Below are 16,280 nucleotides of genomic sequence, written 5' to 3'. Positions count from 1 at the left end.
CTGCCCGGAGAACGAGCAGCGGCGGTGCGGTGTTTCAACCGGTTCTTCAGCCCGCTGTCCGGATGAGCTTGCGGTTGACGAACTCTTCCGCGCCGAGCCGGCCGAGTTCGCGCCCGAACCCGGACAGCTTCACGCCGCCGAACGGCAGGCCGGGTTCCTCGGCGCCGACGAGGTTGACGTAAACCATGCCGGCTTCGAGCTGGTCCGCGACCCGCTGCGCCTGCTCCGGATCGGTGCTGAACACGTAGGAGCCGAGCCCGAACGGAGTGTCGTTCGCGACCGCGATCGCTTCCTCCTCCGAGCGCACGCGGTACACATTCGCGAAGGGGCCGAAGAACTCCTCTTTGGCCGCCGCGTTCCCAGCGTCGATGTCGACCAGGACAGTGGGAGCGAAGAAAGCCCCGTCCCGCGTGCCGCCCAACGCGACTCGCGCTCCACCGTCGACGGCGCGGCGCAGCTGCTCCTCGAGGCCCTCCGCGGCGCCGACCGAGGAGACGGGACCGAGGACGGTGTCCTCGGCGGTCGGTGATGCGGGTTCGAGCTGCGCCAGCGTCGCGGTCACCTTCGCGAGGAACGCGTCGTAGAGATCGTCCATGACGATCCAGCGCTTCGCGCCGTTGCACGCTTGGCCGGCGTTGTCGTAGAACCGGGCGCCCAGTGCGGATTCCACCGCGGTGTCGAGATCGTCGGTGCTCAGCAGGAGGAACGGGTCCGAGCCGCCGAGTTCGAGGACTGCCTTCTTGAGGTGCCGGCCCGCGGTCGCCGCGACGTGCGCGCCGGCCTTCTCCGAACCGGTCACCGACACTCCGGCGACCCGGGGGTCGGCGATGATCGAGTCGATCTGGGCGTAGGTGGCGTAGACGTTCTCGTAGGCGCCGGCCGGAAAACCGGCGTCCAGCAACAGCTGTTCGATCGCGGCCGCCGACTCCGGGCACTGGGACGCGTGCTTGAGCAGGATCGTGTTGCCTGCCATCAGGTTCGGCGCGGCGAAGCGGGCGACCTGGTAGTACGGGTAGTTCCACGGCATCACGCCGAGAAGAATGCCGACGGGCTGCCGCCGGATCACTGCGGTGCCTTCGCCCCACTGGAGCGGGACCGGTTCGTCGGCGAGGAATTCCGCGGCGTGCTCGGCGTAGTACTCGAAGATGGCGGCGGCGAAGTCGACTTCCAGGACGCCCTGATTGGTCGGCTTGCCCATTTCCCGGCTGATGATGAGCGCCAGCTCGTCTCGGCGCTCGGCGAACAGTGCTGCCGCTTTGCCGAGCAGCGCCGCTCGGCCGGAGACCGACGACGAACGCTGCCACTGGCGGTAGGCGGACTCGGCGCGGTCGAGCTTCGCGGCCAGCTCGCCGTCCGACAGCGCGGCGTACTCCTTAAGGGTCTTCCCGCTGGTGGGGTCGACAACGGCGTAGGTGCTCACGTCATCCTTCTTTCTCGATCGCCGGGCGCGTGGCGTCCACCCTGGGCGACCCGAAGCGCGGCTGGGCTTTCGTCTCGCAAGGAGTGCCTGGCCGGGGGATGCGCGGCTGGGGGCAGCAATCAGTTCCGAGGCGCTGCGCCGACCAGGCGCAGCGCCAGGCCGGCATACCGGTCCGCGATCTGTTCCGGGGTCCAGCGGCCGCCGTCGCGGTACCAGCGCACGAGATCGATGCCAAGCGAGAGGATCGCGGCCGCGGTGAGGTCGACGTCGGGCACGTCGAACGCGCCCGCCTCGACGCCACGGGCGACGAGCCCGCGCATCTCTGCGTCGATCGCGTGCCGGATGCCGCGGATCTCGGTCAGGTGTTCGGGAGCGAGCGCGGCGAGTTCGTAGTTGACGATGCGCGCGCCGGTCGGGCTGCTCGCGTGGTGCAGGGCGAAATCGTGCATCGCCCGGCACAGCGCTTCGGCCGGATCGCCGGTAGCCGCGATCGCCGCCCGGACCAGGCGGAGCGTTGTTTCGTGTCCGTCCTTGGAGATCTGGTACAGCAGCTCTTCTTTCGATTTGTGGTGCACGTAGAGCACTGCCGGGCTCTTTCCGGCCGCGGCGGCGATGTCGCGCGTGGTGGTCCCGTGGAAACCCTTGTCCGCGAACGCTTTCACCGCCGCTTCGTGGAGGAGGGAACGAGTGTCTCGGGGGTGCTCTGGAGTGTCCGGCACGGGTGGTCCTCTCGTCGGGCCGCCGGGGCATCCCCCAGCCGGGTGCGACGTCGTGGATGTGCCGCGGGATGCGCGGCGGTGCGGCCTAGCTTGACATAAGCGAGCGCTTAGTCAAACCAGGAGAACACATGCCCGAAGCAGTCATCGTCGCCACCGCCCGTTCCCCGATCGGCCGGGCGGGCAAGGGATCGCTCAAGGAGATCCGGCCCGACGACCTCGCCGCCCAGATGGTGCGGGCGGTGCTCGGCAAGGTGCCCGAGCTGGACCCGCGCGACATCGCCGACCTGATCCTGGGCTGCGGGCAGCCGGCCGGCGAGTCCGGCAACAACCTTGGCCGGGCGGTCGCCGTCCTGTCCGGATTGGACCACCTGCCCGGCGTGACCGTAAACCGTTACTGCTCAAGCAGTCTGCAGACCACCCGGATGGCCTTCCACGCGATCAAAGCCGGGGAAGGCGACGCCTATCTCTCCGCCGGGGTGGAGACGGTCAGCCGCTACGTCAACGGCACGGCCGACATCCCCGAGGCGCAGAGCCCGGCATTCGCCGACGCCCAGGCGCGCACTGAGAAGCGTGCCGCTGGCGGTGCGGAAGCGTGGACTGACCCGCGCGAGTCTGGGGAGTTGCCGGACCTCTACATCGCGATGGGGCAGACTGCCGAGAACGTCGCCCAGGTGCTCGGAATGTCCCGCGAGGATCAGGACGCGTTCGGCGTCCGCAGCCAAAACCTTGCCGTGCAACGGATCGAAGAGGGCTTCTGGGCTCGCGAGATCACGCCGGCGACGACGCCGGACGGCACGGTCGTGACCGCCGACGACGGCCCCCGGCCGGGCACGACCCTCGAAGGTGTCAGCCAGCTCAAGCCGGTGTTCCGTCCGGATGGGACGGTGACGGCCGGGAACGCGTGCCCGCTCAACGACGGTGCGGCCGCGCTGGTGGTCATGAGCGACACCCGCGCGAAGGAACTCGGGCTCACGCCGCTGGCCCGGATCGTTTCCACCGCGGTCACCGCGCTCTCGCCGGAGATCATGGGGCTGGGCCCGGTCGAGGCGATCCCGGCGGCGCTGAAGAACGCCGGTCTGGCTCTCAGTGACATCGATCTGGTCGAGATCAACGAAGCGTTCGCCGTGCAGTCGCTCGGTTCCGCGCAGCAGCTGGGCATCCCGCTGGAAAAGCTGAACGTCAACGGCGGCGCGATCGCCGTCGGCCACCCCTTCGGCATGACCGGCGCCCGGATCACCGCGACCCTGATCAACTCCCTGCAGTGGCACGACAAGCAGTTCGGTGTCGAGTCGATGTGCGTGGGCGGCGGCATGGGCATGGCGATGGTGCTGGAGCGGCTGTCGTGACCGGCCGGTTCGCGGGCAAGACCGCGATCGTCACCGGTGCCAGCCGCGGCATCGGGCTCGCCGTCGCCGAACGCCTGGTCGCCGATGGCGCGCGAGTGGTCATCACCGCCCGCAAGCGGGAGGCCCTGGACGAAGCGGTCGCTCGCCTCGGCGGGCCGGAAACGGCACTGGCGGTCGCGGGCAAGGCGGACGACGCCGAGCACCAGGCGGATACTGTCCGGCAGACGATCGACACCTTCGGCAGCGTCGATTTCCTGGTCAACAACACCGGGATCAACCCGGTCTACGGGCCGCTGGTCGACCTCGACCTCGCAGTGGCGCGGAAGGTGGTCGAGGTCAACTGCGTCGCCGCAGTTTCCTGGGTGCAGCACGTGTATCGCGCCTGGATGCGCGACCACGGGGGCGCCATCGTCAACGTCTCGTCGCTCTCCAGCGTCCGGACGGCCCCGAACATCGGCTTTTACGGTGCCACCAAAGCGATGCTGAATTCCCTGACGGAATTGCTCGCGGTGGAACTCGGCCCAGGCATCCGGGTCAACGGGGTCGCCCCCGCAGTCGTGAAGACGAGGTTTGCCACTGCGCTCTACGAAGGACGCGAGGAACAGGCCGCGCAGGCATATCCGCTGAAGCGACTGGGCGAGTCCCAGGACATCGGCAGCGTCGTCGCGTTCCTGCTCTCGCCGGACGCCGGCTGGATGACCGGGCAGACCGTCGTCATCGACGGCGGCGTAAGCCTCACCGCGGGCGAATAGAGGGGGCCTTGTGAGTGGCGGCGCCGGTTAGAACCGGCATAGCCACTCACGAGACCCGGCCACAAACACCATCGACAGGAGTCATGCATGACCACCACCCGCCGTACCGCCGTCGTCACCGGCGCTGCCCGAGGCATCGGCGCCGGTGTCGCCGAACGCCTTGCCGCGGACGGATTCGCGGTCGCCGTTCTCGACTTGGACGAGGCGGCGTGCGCGGCCGTAGTCGACCGGATCACCCAAGCTGGCGGCACCGCGCTCGCCGTCGGCGTCGATGTCTCCGACGAGGAAGCGGTAGAGGCCGCTGTCGGCCGCGTCGCAGCCGAACTCGGCGACCCGGCCGTGCTGGTCAACAACGCCGGGATCCTCCGCGACAACCTGCTTTTCAAGATGACGGCCGCGGACTGGGACGCCGTGATGGGCGTCCACCTGCGAGGGTCCTTCCTGATGAGCCGCGCGGTACAAGGATTCATGACGAAGGCCGGCTGGGGACGCATCGTGAACCTGTCCAGCACTTCGGCGCTCGGCAACCGGGGCCAGGCCAACTACGCGGCGGCCAAGGCGGGCTTGCAGGGCTTCACCAAGACCCTCGCCCTGGAACTGGGCAAGTTCGGGGTCACCGCCAACGCGATCGCGCCCGGGTTCATCGAGACGGAGATGACCAAGGCCACCGCCGAGCGGATGGGCGTGTCCTTCGAGGACTTCCGGACCGCCGTGGTCAAGGACATCCCGGTCGCCCGCGGCGGTCTGCCCGCCGACGTCGCGCACGCGGTCTCGTTCTTCGCCAGCGAAGGCGCCGGATTCGTCTCCGGCCAGGTGCTCTACGTGGCGGGCGGGCCGAAGGCGTGAGGACATTCGACGGAGTCGCGGAGCTGGAACAGGCGGTCGGGAGCCATCTCGGGTACTCGGAGTGGCACACGATCAGCCAGGAGCGGATCGATGCCTTCGCCGGGGCGACGGGGGACCACCAGTGGATTCACGTCGACCCCCAGCGGGCAGCGTCGGGCCCGTTCGGCACGACGATCGCGCACGGATTCCTCACCCTGAGCCTCGTTTCGATGCTGAGCTGGCAGGTCTACCGGATCGACGGAGTGTCGGCCGGGCTGAACTACGGAGCTGACCGGCTGCGCTTTCCCTCGCCGGTTCCGGTCGGCTCCCGCGTACGGGCGGGCGTTGAGCTTCTCGGCGTCACTCGGAAGACAATGGGCTATCAGGTGACGACCCGGGTGACAGTCGAGCGCGAGGACGGCGGTAAACCGGCTTGCGTGGTCGACCTGCTCGCGGTCGTGGTGCCGTGATGGGGCAGGAGTCGTTGCCGGGCCTCGATCTCGGTCGATTGGGGGAGTGGCTGCCGACCGCGGTCCCGGAGGCCGGTGCGGAACTGTCGGCGCGATTGATCGCGGGTGGCAAGTCGAATCTGACCTACGAGGTGAGCGACGGCGTCCGCACGTGGATCGTCCGTCGCCCTCCGGTCGGTCACCTGCTGGCCACCGCGCACGACATGGCCCGCGAATACCGCGTCATGGCTGCTCTGCAGGATTCCGCGGTGCCAGTGCCGCGCACTTTCGCGCTCTGCCGCGACGAGACGGTGCTGGGTGCTCCGTTCTGCGTGATGGAACGGGTCGGCGGGCGGCCGTACCGGTTCCGGGCGGACATCGCCCCGTTGGGTCCTCAGCGGACGCGGGCGATCGCCGAGTCGTTGGTCGACACGCTGTCCGCGCTGCACGCCGTCGACCCGTTCGAGGTCGGACTGGCCGACTTCGGCCGTCCGGACGGATTCCTCCACCGCCAGGTGATCCGGTGGAAGCGGCAGTTGGACGCTTCGCATACCCGGGACCTGCCGCGAGTCGACCAGCTGTACATCGCGCTGCTGTCCTCGGTGCCCGCCGAATCCGCGACCGGCATCGTGCACGGCGACTTCCGGCTCGACAACGTGCTCGTGGACGACCAGGACCGGCTGCGGGCAGTGATCGACTGGGAAATGGCGACACTGGGCGACCCGCTCACCGACCTCGCGCTGATGCTCGTCTACGGCCGCCTCGGCGAGACAGCGTCCGGGAACCAGATCGTGGATGTCGCGTCGGCGCCCGGGTTTCTGTCCGAGCGCGAGATCATCGAGCGGTACGCCGCCGCGAGCGACCGCGATCTTTCCCGGTTCGGCTTCTACCTCGGCCTGGCGTCGTTCAAGCTGGCCGGAATCGTGGAGGGCATCCATTTCCGGTACGTCAACGGGCAGACCGTCGGCGACGGTTTCGCGGAGGTCGGGCAGTCCGTCGAACCGCTGCTCGAGCGCGGCCTGGACGCGATGAGGGAGTACCGCTGATGGAATTTCAGTACGACGCCCGCACCGAAGAACTGCGAGCCGAACTGCTCGACTTCATGGACCGCCACGTTTATCCGGCCGAGTCGGTGTTCCCGGAGCAGCTTGCGGCGTTGCCGGACCGATGGGCGTGGGACAGCGCGCCGATCATGCGTGAGCTGCGAACCGAAGCGCGGCGTCGCGGTCTGTGGAATCTCTTCCTGCCCGGTGAACATGGCGCCGGTCTCACCAACCTGCAGTACGCCCCGCTCGCGGAGATCACCGGACGCAGCGGACACCTGGCGCCAGCAGCGTTGAACTGCGCCGCACCGGACACCGGCAACGCGGAAGTGCTGACCCAGTTCGGCACTGCGGCGCAGAAGGAACGCTGGCTCGAACCTCTGCTGGCCGGCGAGATCCGGTCGGCCTTCGCGATGACCGAGCCCGCGGTCGCTTCGTCGGACGCGACGAACATCGAGCTGAGCATCGTGCGCGACGGCGACGAGTACGTCTTGAACGGCCGCAAGTGGTGGATCACCGGCGCGATGAACCCGAACTGCCGGATCTTCATCGTGATGGGGAAGACGGACCCGTCCGCCGAGCGGCACCGGCAGCAGTCGATGATCTTGGTTCCGAGAGACACGCCCGGTTTCTCCGTCGTGCGCGGCATGCACGTGTTCGGTTACGACGACCACGAGCACGGCGGCCACGCGGAACTGGTCTTCGAGGACGCACGGGTCCCCGCCGCGAATCTGATCGCGGGCGAGGGCGAGGGATTCGGCATCGCTCAGGCCCGCCTCGGGCCGGGACGGATCCACCACTGCATGCGGGCGATCGGTGTCGCGGAGCGGGCCGTCGAGCTGATGTGCGCTCGCGCCGCGGAACGGGTCGCGTTCGGCAAGCCGCTCGCCGAGCAAGGCGTGATCCGCGACTGGATCGCCGAGTCGCGAGTGCGGCTGGAGCAGCTGCGGCTGCTGGTCCTGAAAACGGCGTGGCTGATGGACACCGTCGGCAACCGAGGCGCGCACACCGAGATCCAGGCGATCAAGATCGCCACGCCCGGCACCGTGCAGTGGATCCTGGACAAAGCGATCCAGCTCCACGGCGCGGGCGGGCTCTCGCAGGACTTTCCCCTGGCCGCCGCCTATTCCGCCAACCGGACGTTGCGGTTCGCCGACGGGCCGGACGAGGTGCACAAGAACGCGCTGGCGAAGGCGGAACTGCGTCGCCAAGCCGAACGGAGGCAAGCGAAATGACGCCCGACGAACTCGCCGAAAGGGTCACCGGTTTTCTCGCCGCGCACGACCCCGCGACCACCGAGCGCACCGAGTTCCTGCGGGCCCGGTTCGATGCCGGTCTGGCCTGGGTCGGCTTTCCCGAGGGATACGGCGGCCTCGGGCTGCCGCAAGCGCTGCAGTCCGAAGTGGACCGATTGTTCGCCGCGGCGGGCGCACCGACCAACCGCCCCGAGCGCAACGGGATCGGGCTCGGTATGGCCGCGCCGACGATCCTGAGCTACGGCACGACGGAACAGAAGGACCGCTTCCTGCGTCCATTGTGGACCGGCGAAGAGATTTGGTGCCAGCTGTTCAGCGAACCAGGGGCAGGATCCGACCTGGCGAACGTCTCCACCCGCGCGGTGCGCGACGGGGACGAGTGGGTCGTCAACGGACAGAAGGTCTGGACTTCCGGCGCGCACAACGCGCGGTTCGCGATCCTGCTGGCCCGGACGGATCCGGACCTGCCCAAGCACTTCGGGCTCACGTACTTCCTGTGCGACCTGACCGATCCGGGCGTCGACGTCCGCCCGCTGCGGCAGCTGACCGGCGAGGCCGAGTTCAACGAGGTCTTCCTGACCGACGTGCGGATCCCGGACAGCCAGCGGCTCGGCGCGGTCGGGGAGGGCTGGAAGGTCGCGAACGCGACGCTCAACAACGAGCGCGTCTCGATCGGCAAGTCAGCCGAGCGCGAGTCCGGCATGATCGGCGTCGTCGCCGCTGCCTGGCGGGAGCATCCCGAGAAGCGGACGCCCGAACTGCACGACCGTCTGCTCAAGCTGTGGGTGGAAGCCGACGTCGCGCGCGCCACCGGCGCCCGGCTGCGGCAGAAGCTGGCTCAGGGCCAGCCCGGCCCCGAGGGGTCGACGATGAAGCTGACCTTCGCGCGGCTCTCCCAGGCGCTGTCCGGCCTCGAACTCGAACTGCTCGGCGAGGACGGCCTGCGCTATTCCGACTGGACGATGGTCCGACCGGAGCTGGTCGACTTCACCGGCCGCGACGCGGGATACCGCTACCTGCGCGCCAAGGGCAACTCCATCGAGGGCGGCACCTCGGAAATCCTGCGCAACATCGTCGCGGAGCGGGTACTGGGTTTGCCCGGCGAACCGCGCGTCGACAAAGACGTCCCCTGGAAGGAAATCCCGCGATGACCCCGGCAAGCGATCTCGATCTGCTCCCGACGGAGATCGAGGAGGACCTGCGCGCCAGCGTGCGGGACGTGCTCGCGGACCGGTGCGACCCGAACGCGGTGACGGCGCTGTACGACGGTGATCGCAAGGTCGTCGGCGGCCTGTGGAAGACCCTGTCGGTCGATCTCGGACTGGCTGGCCTGCTCGTGCCGGAGTCTCGCGGCGGGCACGGCGCATCGGCGCGAGAGGCGGCGGTCGTGGCTGAGGAATTGGGCCGGGCCGCCGCACCGGCTCCCTTCCTGACCAGTTCGGTGATCGCCACGACCGTGCTGCTGAACTCCGATTCGCCACTGCTCGCCGAACTGGCGGCTGGGACCCGCACTGCCGCGCTGGCCGTGCCGTGGTCGACGGGTCCGTATGACGTGCTCCCGGCGCTCACCTCAGAGGGCGACCGCGTCACCGGCACTGTCACCAGCGTCGCCGGAGCGCTCGAAGCGGACTTGCTCCTGGTGCCGGTCGCAACGCCGCACGGCGTCGCGGTGTGTGCGGTCGACGCTGACGCCGTCCGGACGGAACCGGTGGTGTCCTTGGACATGACCCGGCAGCTCGTCGACCTCACGTTTGACCGGGCACAGGGCTTGGTGGTCCTCGACGATGCGGAGCCGGCGATTCGGCACGCGCTCACGGCGGGAGCAGCACTACTGGCGGCCGAGCAGGTCGGGATCTCGCGGTGGTGCTTGGAGACGACGGTGTCCTACCTGAAGGAGCGGCGTCAGTTCGGCCGCATCGTCGGCGGGTTTCAGGCGCTGAAGCACCGGCTGGCCGACCTGTACACCGAGATCGAGTCAGGATCGGCGGCCGCCGGTTACGCCGCGGCGACGCTGGCCGCCGACGACTCGGACGTGCCGATCGCAGCGGCCGTCGCCCAGTCCTACTGCAGCGACATGGCAGTGCACGCGGCGGAGGAAGCGGTTCAGCTGCACGCGGGCATCGGGATGACCTGGGAGCATCCGGCGCACCTGTATCTGAAGCGGGCCAAGGCCGGTCAGCTCGCGCTGGGGTCTCCGGGCGCGCACCGAGGCGCCCTTGCCCGCCTGGCGGATCTGCCTCCTGCGCCGGTCCGCCCAGCCTGACGGCTGTCTCGGTGGGACCACTGGGCTCCAGCAGGTGCGGCGCGCGACCTGCTGGAGCCCGTCGGCCGTCGCGGCCAGTTCCACTGACGCGGAAGCCCTGGCAGCGCAAGCGAATCGCTTACCGCCCGTCCGCTTCCTGCTGAAGCACCCAGCTCGCGATCTGGGTGCGCGCCTTGAACCCGCGCTTGGCCAGGATCTTTTCGACATGGCCTTCGGCGGTCCGCAGGGAAATCACCAGTTTCGCGGCGATCTCCCGGTTCGACATGCCCTCGGCGACCAGCCGGGCGACCTCGAGTTCGCGCCGGCTCAGCCCGGACGGCGCGGATTCCGTTCTGCGTTCGGACTGCTGCTGCGGCTCGCGCAGGGCGAACGCGAGCGTTTCTTCGACGGTGAACCTGCCGCCGCGCTCACGGGCAGGCTGGAACTTCTCCGCGGCCAGGTCCATCCGGCCCTGCCGTTCGTACCGTCTGCGCGTTCCGGGCATCAGCCGGGCGCCGATCGTCCGCCACAAACTGTCGGTGGCGCCGACCAGGGTGGCCGCGCGGTCGGCTTCGCCGCGGTCGGCGGCGACCCACGCGAGCACTTCGAGCGTCAAGGCCAAGCCGAGGGTGTCGCGGAAGGGCCGTTTGATCCGCAGCGCCTCGAAAAGCTCGGCTTCCGCCGTCTCGTGCTCGCCCCGGACTAACGCGAGCATCCCGCGCAGCCATCGGGCATACGAGAGATTCCAGCGTTCCCCGGCCGCGGCGCAGCGTTCGAAAAGCTCCTCGACGAGTTCCGCCGCGCGGTCGAACTCGCCGAGGAGGATGTAGGTGGTGGCCATTTCCACCCGGAGGCTGTCGGCGTACTGAGCGGGAACGCCGGCCTCGGTGTATTGCTCGAGAGCTTCGGCGAAGATCGAGAGCGCGGCCCCGATCTTCTCGACCGGGCCGAACGACCGGAAGAACCCGCGGACATGGTTGGCGAACGCCAGTGCGCCGAGGTCGCCCAGTTCGACCGCCAGATCCCGCGCCTGCTCGGGCAGCTTCGCCAAGGTCTGGTCGCCGCCCTCGAAGGCGCCGACGTACGCGGTCGTGGCCAGTGCCCAAGCTCGTTCGCGGCTCGGTGCGGGGTCCAGGGCCAGCGCCCGGTTCAGCCACAGGCGTGCTTCGTCCATGTGGTCCATCGCACCCCAGAACCACGGGACGGAGGCCATGGCAAGGCCGGTCCGGGCCTCGGCCGGGTCGGACACGCAGTACTCCAGCGCATGGCGCAGGTTCGCGTACTCCTGTTGCAGCCGCAGCGCCCACTCTTCTTGCCGCGGTCCCGCCCATTCCCGTTCAGCGGTCTTGATGAGACGGGCGTACCAGTCGCGGTGGCGGCGAGCCAGGGCGGTCTCCTCGCCGGCCGCGGCCAGCCGGGTGCGGCCGTATTCGCTGATGGTTTCCATCATCCGGAACCGGACGTGGGTCCCGTGCTCCTCCCGGACCAGGATGGACTTGTCCACCAGCCCCGCGACGGTGTCGAGGACGTCGGCAGGCGGGAGGCGGTCGTCCGTGCACACCGCTTCGGCCCCGGGGATGTCGAACCCGCCGGCGAAGACCGACGAACGGATCCACAGCACCTGTTCGGCGTCGGTGCAGAGGTCGTAGCTCCAGTCGATGAGCCCCTGCAGCGTTCGGTGCCGTTCGGGGATGGTGCGGTTGCTCTCCCGCAGGAGCTGGAAGCGGTCGTCCAGCCGGTCGGCCAGCTCCTGCACGGTCAGCACCCGCAGCCGGACCGAGGCCAGTTCCAGAGCCAGCGGGATGCCTTCGAGACGATGGCAGAGCCGCACGACGGCGGCCTCGTTTCCGGGCGTGATCCGGAACCCGGGCACGACCGACGCCGCCCGGTCGGCGAACAAGGCGACCGAGGGATAGTGCAGGGAGTCGCCCGGCGCGAGGTCGGCGTTCGGGTCGGGGACCAGCAGCGGGAAGACCGGGTAGAGGTGCTCGCCGCGCAGCCGGATCGCGTGCCTGCTGGTGGCGAGGACGCTCACTTCGGGCGCGGCGCCGAGCACCTCGTCAACGAAGTCCGCGATCGCTTCGACGAGGTGCTCGCAGTTGTCGAGGATCAGCAGCAGCCGGCGCGGCTGGAGGTAGTCGCGGAGAACGGCGAGCGGGCCGGCTGTGGTCCGCGAGCGGATCCCGAGTGCGTCGAGCACGGTGTGCGGAAGAAGGTCGGGGTCCTTCAGCGAGGCCAGTTCGACCAGGCACACCCCGTCGGGAAACGCCCGGTTCAGCTCCTTCGCGACCTGGAGCGCGAGCCGGGTCTTGCCGACTCCGCCGAGACCGGTCAGCGTCACGAGCCGGGTACTCGAGAACAACTGGCGGACGGCGACGATGTCGTTGCGCCTGCCCACGAAACTCGTGAGGCTGGCCGGGACTGTCCTCGTCGTTGAGGCAGACGGAGAAGCCATGAGGTCCTTGGTCTCGCGGTGGGCGGGTCGTGGAGAAGTCTATGCCCGGCCGATCACAGTTGGCGGCTTCGGCATGCGGCTCGGACCGCGCGAACACGGGCGTCGGAGAAGCGGTCAGCACCCGTTCCTGCGCGAAGCGGTCGAAGCCAGTCCGGGCGTGTTCGCCGACTGGACCGAACCCCTCCAGCAGTGCCCTGCCGACACCGGCCTCGACGAGCGCGCGGGCGGTCGTCGAGGCCGGTCTCGCGGTGCAGACGGCCGCCCCCGTCTCGCGCAAGCGGTCAGATCTCCTCGGGCGCTACTCGACGACGGGTCCGGTGCGAGAGTTTCTGGGCTGGGCTAGGCGTCGCCCCTTTCGTCGGGTTTCCCGTCCGGCCGGGGGAGGGAGAGCAGCGCCTGTGCGTAGAGGCCGAGCTTGCCGAAGCCCGCTGCGTCCGCCTCCTCCAGTGTCGTGACCGCGGCCTCGAGCAGCCGCGGCCGGCGGCCGTCCGCGCGCAGTGCGGCGGCCGTCCGTTTCGCGCCCGCGGCATAGGTTTCGAGCGTGGCCTGGTCGGTGGCGAAGTCGCCGCTCTCGATGGCCGCGGCTGCCTCCTTGCTGCTGTGGCCGATCGTGCGCAGCACCAGCTTGGTGGTCTCGCGGAGCATCTCCGCCGGGACGCCCTGCGCCTTGGCGTAGCTGGCTGCCTCGAGGTAGGCGCCCATCGCGGTCACGTAGAACGACCCGATCATCGCCGAATCCACCGCGCTGGCCGCGCCGATCCGCTCGGAGATGTGCTGGGACTTGCCGCCGAGGCACCGAAGGGTCTTTTCGTGCGCCGACCAGACCTCAGGAGAACCTGAGTACAGCACGAGCGCGTCCGGCGAGCCGACGAACTCGGGGAAGGTGAGGAGCGAACCGTCCAAATAGGGCACGCCGCGCTCTGCGGCCCATGCAGCCATTGATTCCGCTTCGGCGGGGACGCTCGTGCCGAGGTTGACCAAGGTGGTCCCGTTCCAATTTCGCACTGGCTCCAGCGAAGAACGAGTTGTCGCGTAGTCGGCCGTGCACGCGATGACGAGCGGCGTGTCGGCGACCGCGTCCTCGATCGCGCGGACCGGCACGATCCCCTCACGGGCGAGGCGCTCGGCGCGTTCCGGCGTGCGGTTCCAGACCGCGACGGCGCGGCCGTGGTCGGCGAGTGTCTGAGCGAGCGCGGCACCCATCAGACCGCAGCCGACGACCGCGACGTCGTGGCGTTGTCCGGTGGCGGTCACTGGGCGGTCAGGCCGCCGTCGACGACCAGCGTGTGGCCGGTCAGGTAATCCGAGGCGGCCGAGGCGAGGAACGTCGCCGGGCCGACGAATTCCTCCGGCTGCGCCCATCGGCCCATCGGGACCTGCCTGCGGATGTACTTCGCGACGGCCTCGTTGGCTTCCAGGTCCGGCAGCATCGCCGTCTGGACATAGCCCGGAGCGATCGCGTTGACCTGCACGTTCTTGCGAGCCCATTCGAGGGCGACGGCTTTGGTGAGGCCGACGAGTCCGTGTTTGGCGGCGATGTAGGCGCTGTCGTCGCGCATGCCGACGAGCCCGAGCACGGACGCGATGTTGATGACCTTGCCGCCGCCGTCCTTCAGGTATGGCGACGCGGCGCGGGTCAGCAGCCAGCAGGACTGGAGGTTCAGTTCGATGACCCGCTGGAAGACGGACGGATCGGTGTCCTCGATCGAGGAGTCGTGGTCGTCCGCGGCGTTGTTCACCAGGACGTCCAGACCTCCCAGCGTCTCCGCGGCCGTCGTCACGCAGGAGTGGATCGCGTCGCTGGACCGCAGATCGACCGCGTGGGCCTGAAAAGTCCCGGCGGTGTCGGCGATGAGCTTGGCGGTCTCGCGCAAACCGTCTTCGGACCGGGCGGCGCCGACGACGTTCGCGCCGCGGCGGGCGAGGCCGACGGCGATGGCCTGGCCGATGCCGCGGCTGGCACCGGTGACGAGCACCCGCTTGCCGGTGAGGTCGAACAGGTCGCTGGTATCGGAGAAGGCGTTCATGGACTGGAGGCTCCCCGTCAACGGGCCGCAGATGCCGTTGGCGGGAAGGAAACCTGCCCAGATGGGTGATGCTTCGCCGGTCGTCCCGGATGTTCCGCCGCGCGGCGGAAGGCAGCACGGTGCCGAGGGCGGGAGAGTCCGTTCCGCGGCGGAGCTTCCCCCAGCCGGGCCGTTTCCCGCCGCGCGCCGGACCGTTCCCCGCGGCAACGACCACTATGGGCGCGCAATGCCGGTTCGGGCGCGTGGGTGCGGCCGCGCCCGAACCTGCATCCACGCGCCCTTGCCCCCGCGCATTCGCGGCCACAGCGCGGGGAGGTCATCGAGTTGGCGGTGCCACGCCCTTCTTCGTCACGGGCGTTCCTCTCCAGCCGGCGGGAAGCCCATCAGCTGTTCCCAGTCCGTCAGCGTGTCGTCGAGGCGCGCGGCCATGTCGTCGAGTTCCGCCTCGGTGATGGTCAGCGGCGGCGAGATCCACATCGGAAGGCCGCGTTCGCCCATGGCACGCCGGTTTCCGTACAGCGCCGAGTAGAAGACCAGGCCGTTTGCCAGACCGACCTGCTGGAAGCGCTGCTCGGCGTAGGCATTCCTCGGGAAGTAGGTCCGCCCGTCAGGGCCGACCAGCTCGAGGACCATGAAGAGACCCCACCCGCGGACGTCCGCCACGGACGGATGGGCCAGCAGGCTCTCGCGAAGGGCGAACAATTGCGCGCTCCGGGCCCGGCAGTTGTCGAGCAGGCCCTCCGCCTTGATGATGTCGATCGTCGCGACGCCGGCCGCGCAGGCCAGTGCGTTTCCGCCGTTGGTGAAGCCGTGGACGAAGCCCACGCCGTTGACGAAGGGCTGATTGACCCGGTCGTGGACGGAGACCGCGCCCAGGGGGACATTGGCCGACGAGATGCCCTTCGCGAAGGTCATGATGTCCGGCACGACGCCGTGGTGGTCGATGCCGAACCATTCGCCGGTGCGGCCGAATCCGGTGACGACCTCGTCGTCGATGAAGAGCACGTTGTTCTCGTCGCAGATGCGACGTACTTCCTGCCAGTACAGCGCGGGTGCGACGATGCCGTAATCGGAGCCGCAGCCGTGCGGGGTGGCGATGAAGGCGGCGATGGTCGGGGCTCCTTCGAACGCGATGAGGCGCTCCAAGTCGCGCGCGCAGCTCAGTGCCCAGTCGTCCCGGCTGACGCCCTCGGGGCGGCGTGCGTCGCTGTACTGATGAATTTTCGGCCAGTGCTGGATCATCGGGTCGTAGTGCCGCAGTGTGCCGGGGTGGCCCGACAGCGCCATCGTCGCCAGGGTCATCCCGTGGTACGACTCGTAGCAGCTGACGATCTTGTGCTTGCCCGGGTTTCCCGTGGCCACGTGATACTGCCGGGCGAGTTTCAGTGCGGTTTCGACTGCCTCCGAGCCGCCTGACACGAGGTAGCTGCTGTTGTGCCCCTCCGGCGTGATCTCGGCGATGGCCTCGCCGAGGTCGATCCGGCGCCGGTTGGCCAGCGTCGGGTGCACGAAGCAGTACCGGTCGAACTGCTCGACGATCGCCTCGCGCATCTTCGGATGTCCGTGTCCGAGGTTGACGGCCATCGGCCCGCCGGAGATGTCGTAGTACCGGTTTCCCTTGGTGTCGTAGATGAAGACGCCCTCGGCTCGCTCCACTTCTACGTCGAGTGCGTGGTAGTTGAAGGCGCGACCCCACTCTCCGTCGGCCTCGAGCGGGGCATAAGCCACCTCTGGAGATTCCGCCAT

At 69.1% G+C, this 16,280-nt stretch carries 14 protein-coding genes; 8 read left to right on the top strand and 6 right to left on the bottom strand.

Annotated elements, in window-relative coordinates; genetic code table 11:
* Positions 1–46 precede the first annotated feature (46 nt).
* Together ACZ7OI_RS21540 and ACZ7OI_RS21535 are read right to left on the bottom strand one after the other, a co-directional pair.
* On the bottom strand, positions 47–1,420 hold the full coding sequence (locus ACZ7OI_RS21540; RefSeq protein WP_470265952.1) for an NAD-dependent succinate-semialdehyde dehydrogenase: 1,374 nt from the start codon (positions 1,418–1,420) through the stop codon (positions 47–49).
* Positions 1,421–1,539: 119 nt separating this feature from the next.
* Positions 1,540–2,082 (bottom strand): TetR/AcrR family transcriptional regulator, encoded by a 543-nt coding sequence (locus tag ACZ7OI_RS21535; protein WP_470233590.1) that lies wholly within the window; start codon positions 2,080–2,082, stop codon positions 1,540–1,542.
* Between the two features lie 185 nt (positions 2,083–2,267).
* On the opposite strand from ACZ7OI_RS21535, the gene ACZ7OI_RS21530 reads away from it, so the two are divergent.
* The 8 genes from ACZ7OI_RS21530 to ACZ7OI_RS21495 all read left to right on the top strand — a co-directional run bounded on the left by ACZ7OI_RS21530 (position 2,268) and on the right by ACZ7OI_RS21495 (position 10,073).
* Positions 2,268–3,485, top strand: coding sequence for an acetyl-CoA C-acetyltransferase (locus ACZ7OI_RS21530; protein WP_470265951.1), 1,218 nt, complete (start codon positions 2,268–2,270; stop codon positions 3,483–3,485).
* Complete coding sequence (locus ACZ7OI_RS21525; protein WP_470265950.1) at positions 3,482–4,237, top strand: SDR family oxidoreductase; 756 nt, start codon at positions 3,482–3,484, stop codon at positions 4,235–4,237. Before ACZ7OI_RS21530 ends, ACZ7OI_RS21525 begins: the two co-directional genes overlap by 4 nt.
* An 87-nt stretch (positions 4,238–4,324) precedes the next feature.
* Complete coding sequence (locus tag ACZ7OI_RS21520; RefSeq protein WP_470265949.1) at positions 4,325–5,083, top strand: SDR family oxidoreductase; 759 nt, start codon at positions 4,325–4,327, stop codon at positions 5,081–5,083.
* The gene (locus ACZ7OI_RS21515; protein WP_470265948.1) at positions 5,080–5,532 is read left to right on the top strand and encodes a MaoC family dehydratase; all 453 of its coding nucleotides are present in this window, start codon (positions 5,080–5,082) and stop codon (positions 5,530–5,532) included. The genes ACZ7OI_RS21520 and ACZ7OI_RS21515 overlap by 4 nt, the downstream gene beginning before the upstream one ends.
* A complete protein-coding gene (locus tag ACZ7OI_RS21510) occupies positions 5,532–6,557 on the top strand; it encodes a phosphotransferase family protein (protein ID WP_470265947.1) in 1,026 nt (341 codons plus the stop codon). The genes ACZ7OI_RS21515 and ACZ7OI_RS21510 overlap by 1 nt, the downstream gene beginning before the upstream one ends.
* Positions 6,557–7,789 carry an acyl-CoA dehydrogenase family protein gene (locus ACZ7OI_RS21505; RefSeq protein WP_470265946.1) on the top strand — a complete coding sequence of 411 codons (1,233 nt, stop codon included), beginning with the start codon at positions 6,557–6,559 and terminating at the stop codon, positions 7,787–7,789. Before ACZ7OI_RS21510 ends, ACZ7OI_RS21505 begins: the two co-directional genes overlap by 1 nt.
* Positions 7,786–8,961, top strand: a complete 1,176-nt coding sequence (locus ACZ7OI_RS21500) for an acyl-CoA dehydrogenase family protein (RefSeq protein ID WP_470265945.1) — start codon at positions 7,786–7,788, stop codon at positions 8,959–8,961. Before ACZ7OI_RS21505 ends, ACZ7OI_RS21500 begins: the two co-directional genes overlap by 4 nt.
* On the top strand, positions 8,958–10,073 hold the full coding sequence (locus ACZ7OI_RS21495; RefSeq protein WP_470265944.1) for an acyl-CoA dehydrogenase family protein: 1,116 nt from the start codon (positions 8,958–8,960) through the stop codon (positions 10,071–10,073). The genes ACZ7OI_RS21500 and ACZ7OI_RS21495 overlap by 4 nt, the downstream gene beginning before the upstream one ends.
* Before the next feature lie 118 nt (positions 10,074–10,191).
* On the opposite strand, the gene ACZ7OI_RS21490 is transcribed toward ACZ7OI_RS21495, so the two are convergent.
* The 4 genes from ACZ7OI_RS21490 to ACZ7OI_RS21475 all read right to left on the bottom strand — a co-directional run bounded on the left by ACZ7OI_RS21490 (position 10,192) and on the right by ACZ7OI_RS21475 (position 16,280).
* Complete coding sequence (locus tag ACZ7OI_RS21490; RefSeq protein ID WP_470265943.1) at positions 10,192–12,507, bottom strand: LuxR C-terminal-related transcriptional regulator; 2,316 nt, start codon at positions 12,505–12,507, stop codon at positions 10,192–10,194.
* A 339-nt stretch (positions 12,508–12,846) separates the two neighbouring features.
* Positions 12,847–13,761 (bottom strand): NAD(P)-dependent oxidoreductase, encoded by a 915-nt coding sequence (locus ACZ7OI_RS21485; RefSeq protein ID WP_470265942.1) that lies wholly within the window; start codon positions 13,759–13,761, stop codon positions 12,847–12,849.
* A complete protein-coding gene (locus ACZ7OI_RS21480) occupies positions 13,758–14,534 on the bottom strand; it encodes an SDR family NAD(P)-dependent oxidoreductase (protein ID WP_470265941.1) in 777 nt (258 codons plus the stop codon). The genes ACZ7OI_RS21485 and ACZ7OI_RS21480 overlap by 4 nt, the downstream gene beginning before the upstream one ends.
* A 348-nt stretch (positions 14,535–14,882) precedes the next feature.
* Entirely contained in the window at positions 14,883–16,280 is a 1,398-nt protein-coding gene (locus ACZ7OI_RS21475; protein ID WP_470265940.1) for an aminotransferase family protein, read from the bottom strand.

Source organism: Amycolatopsis sp. NPDC114503, assembly GCF_055633655.1.
The sequence above is the reverse complement of the archived record's forward strand: the minus strand, read 5'-3'. Positions and strand labels throughout refer to the sequence as shown.

What these genes read in the sequence shown, in the direction of transcription:
- ACZ7OI_RS21505 (WP_470265946.1), top strand. Translation starts at nt 6,557, where the DNA reads ATGGAATTTCAGTACGACGCCCGCACCGAAGAACTGCGAGCCGAACTG.
- ACZ7OI_RS21495 (WP_470265944.1), top strand. Translation starts at nt 8,958, where the DNA reads ATGACCCCGGCAAGCGATCTCGATCTGCTCCCGACGGAGATCGAGGAG.
- ACZ7OI_RS21475 (WP_470265940.1), bottom strand. Translation starts at nt 16,280, where the DNA reads ATGGCGGAATCTCCAGAGGTGGCTTATGCCCCGCTCGAGGCCGACGGA.
- ACZ7OI_RS21480 (WP_470265941.1), bottom strand. Translation starts at nt 14,534, where the DNA reads ATGAACGCCTTCTCCGATACCAGCGACCTGTTCGACCTCACCGGCAAG.
- ACZ7OI_RS21520 (WP_470265949.1), top strand. Translation starts at nt 4,325, where the DNA reads ATGACCACCACCCGCCGTACCGCCGTCGTCACCGGCGCTGCCCGAGGC.
- ACZ7OI_RS21500 (WP_470265945.1), top strand. Translation starts at nt 7,786, where the DNA reads ATGACGCCCGACGAACTCGCCGAAAGGGTCACCGGTTTTCTCGCCGCG.
- ACZ7OI_RS21530 (WP_470265951.1), top strand. Translation starts at nt 2,268, where the DNA reads ATGCCCGAAGCAGTCATCGTCGCCACCGCCCGTTCCCCGATCGGCCGG.
- ACZ7OI_RS21490 (WP_470265943.1), bottom strand. Translation starts at nt 12,507, where the DNA reads ATGGCTTCTCCGTCTGCCTCAACGACGAGGACAGTCCCGGCCAGCCTC.
- ACZ7OI_RS21510 (WP_470265947.1), top strand. Translation starts at nt 5,532, where the DNA reads ATGGGGCAGGAGTCGTTGCCGGGCCTCGATCTCGGTCGATTGGGGGAG.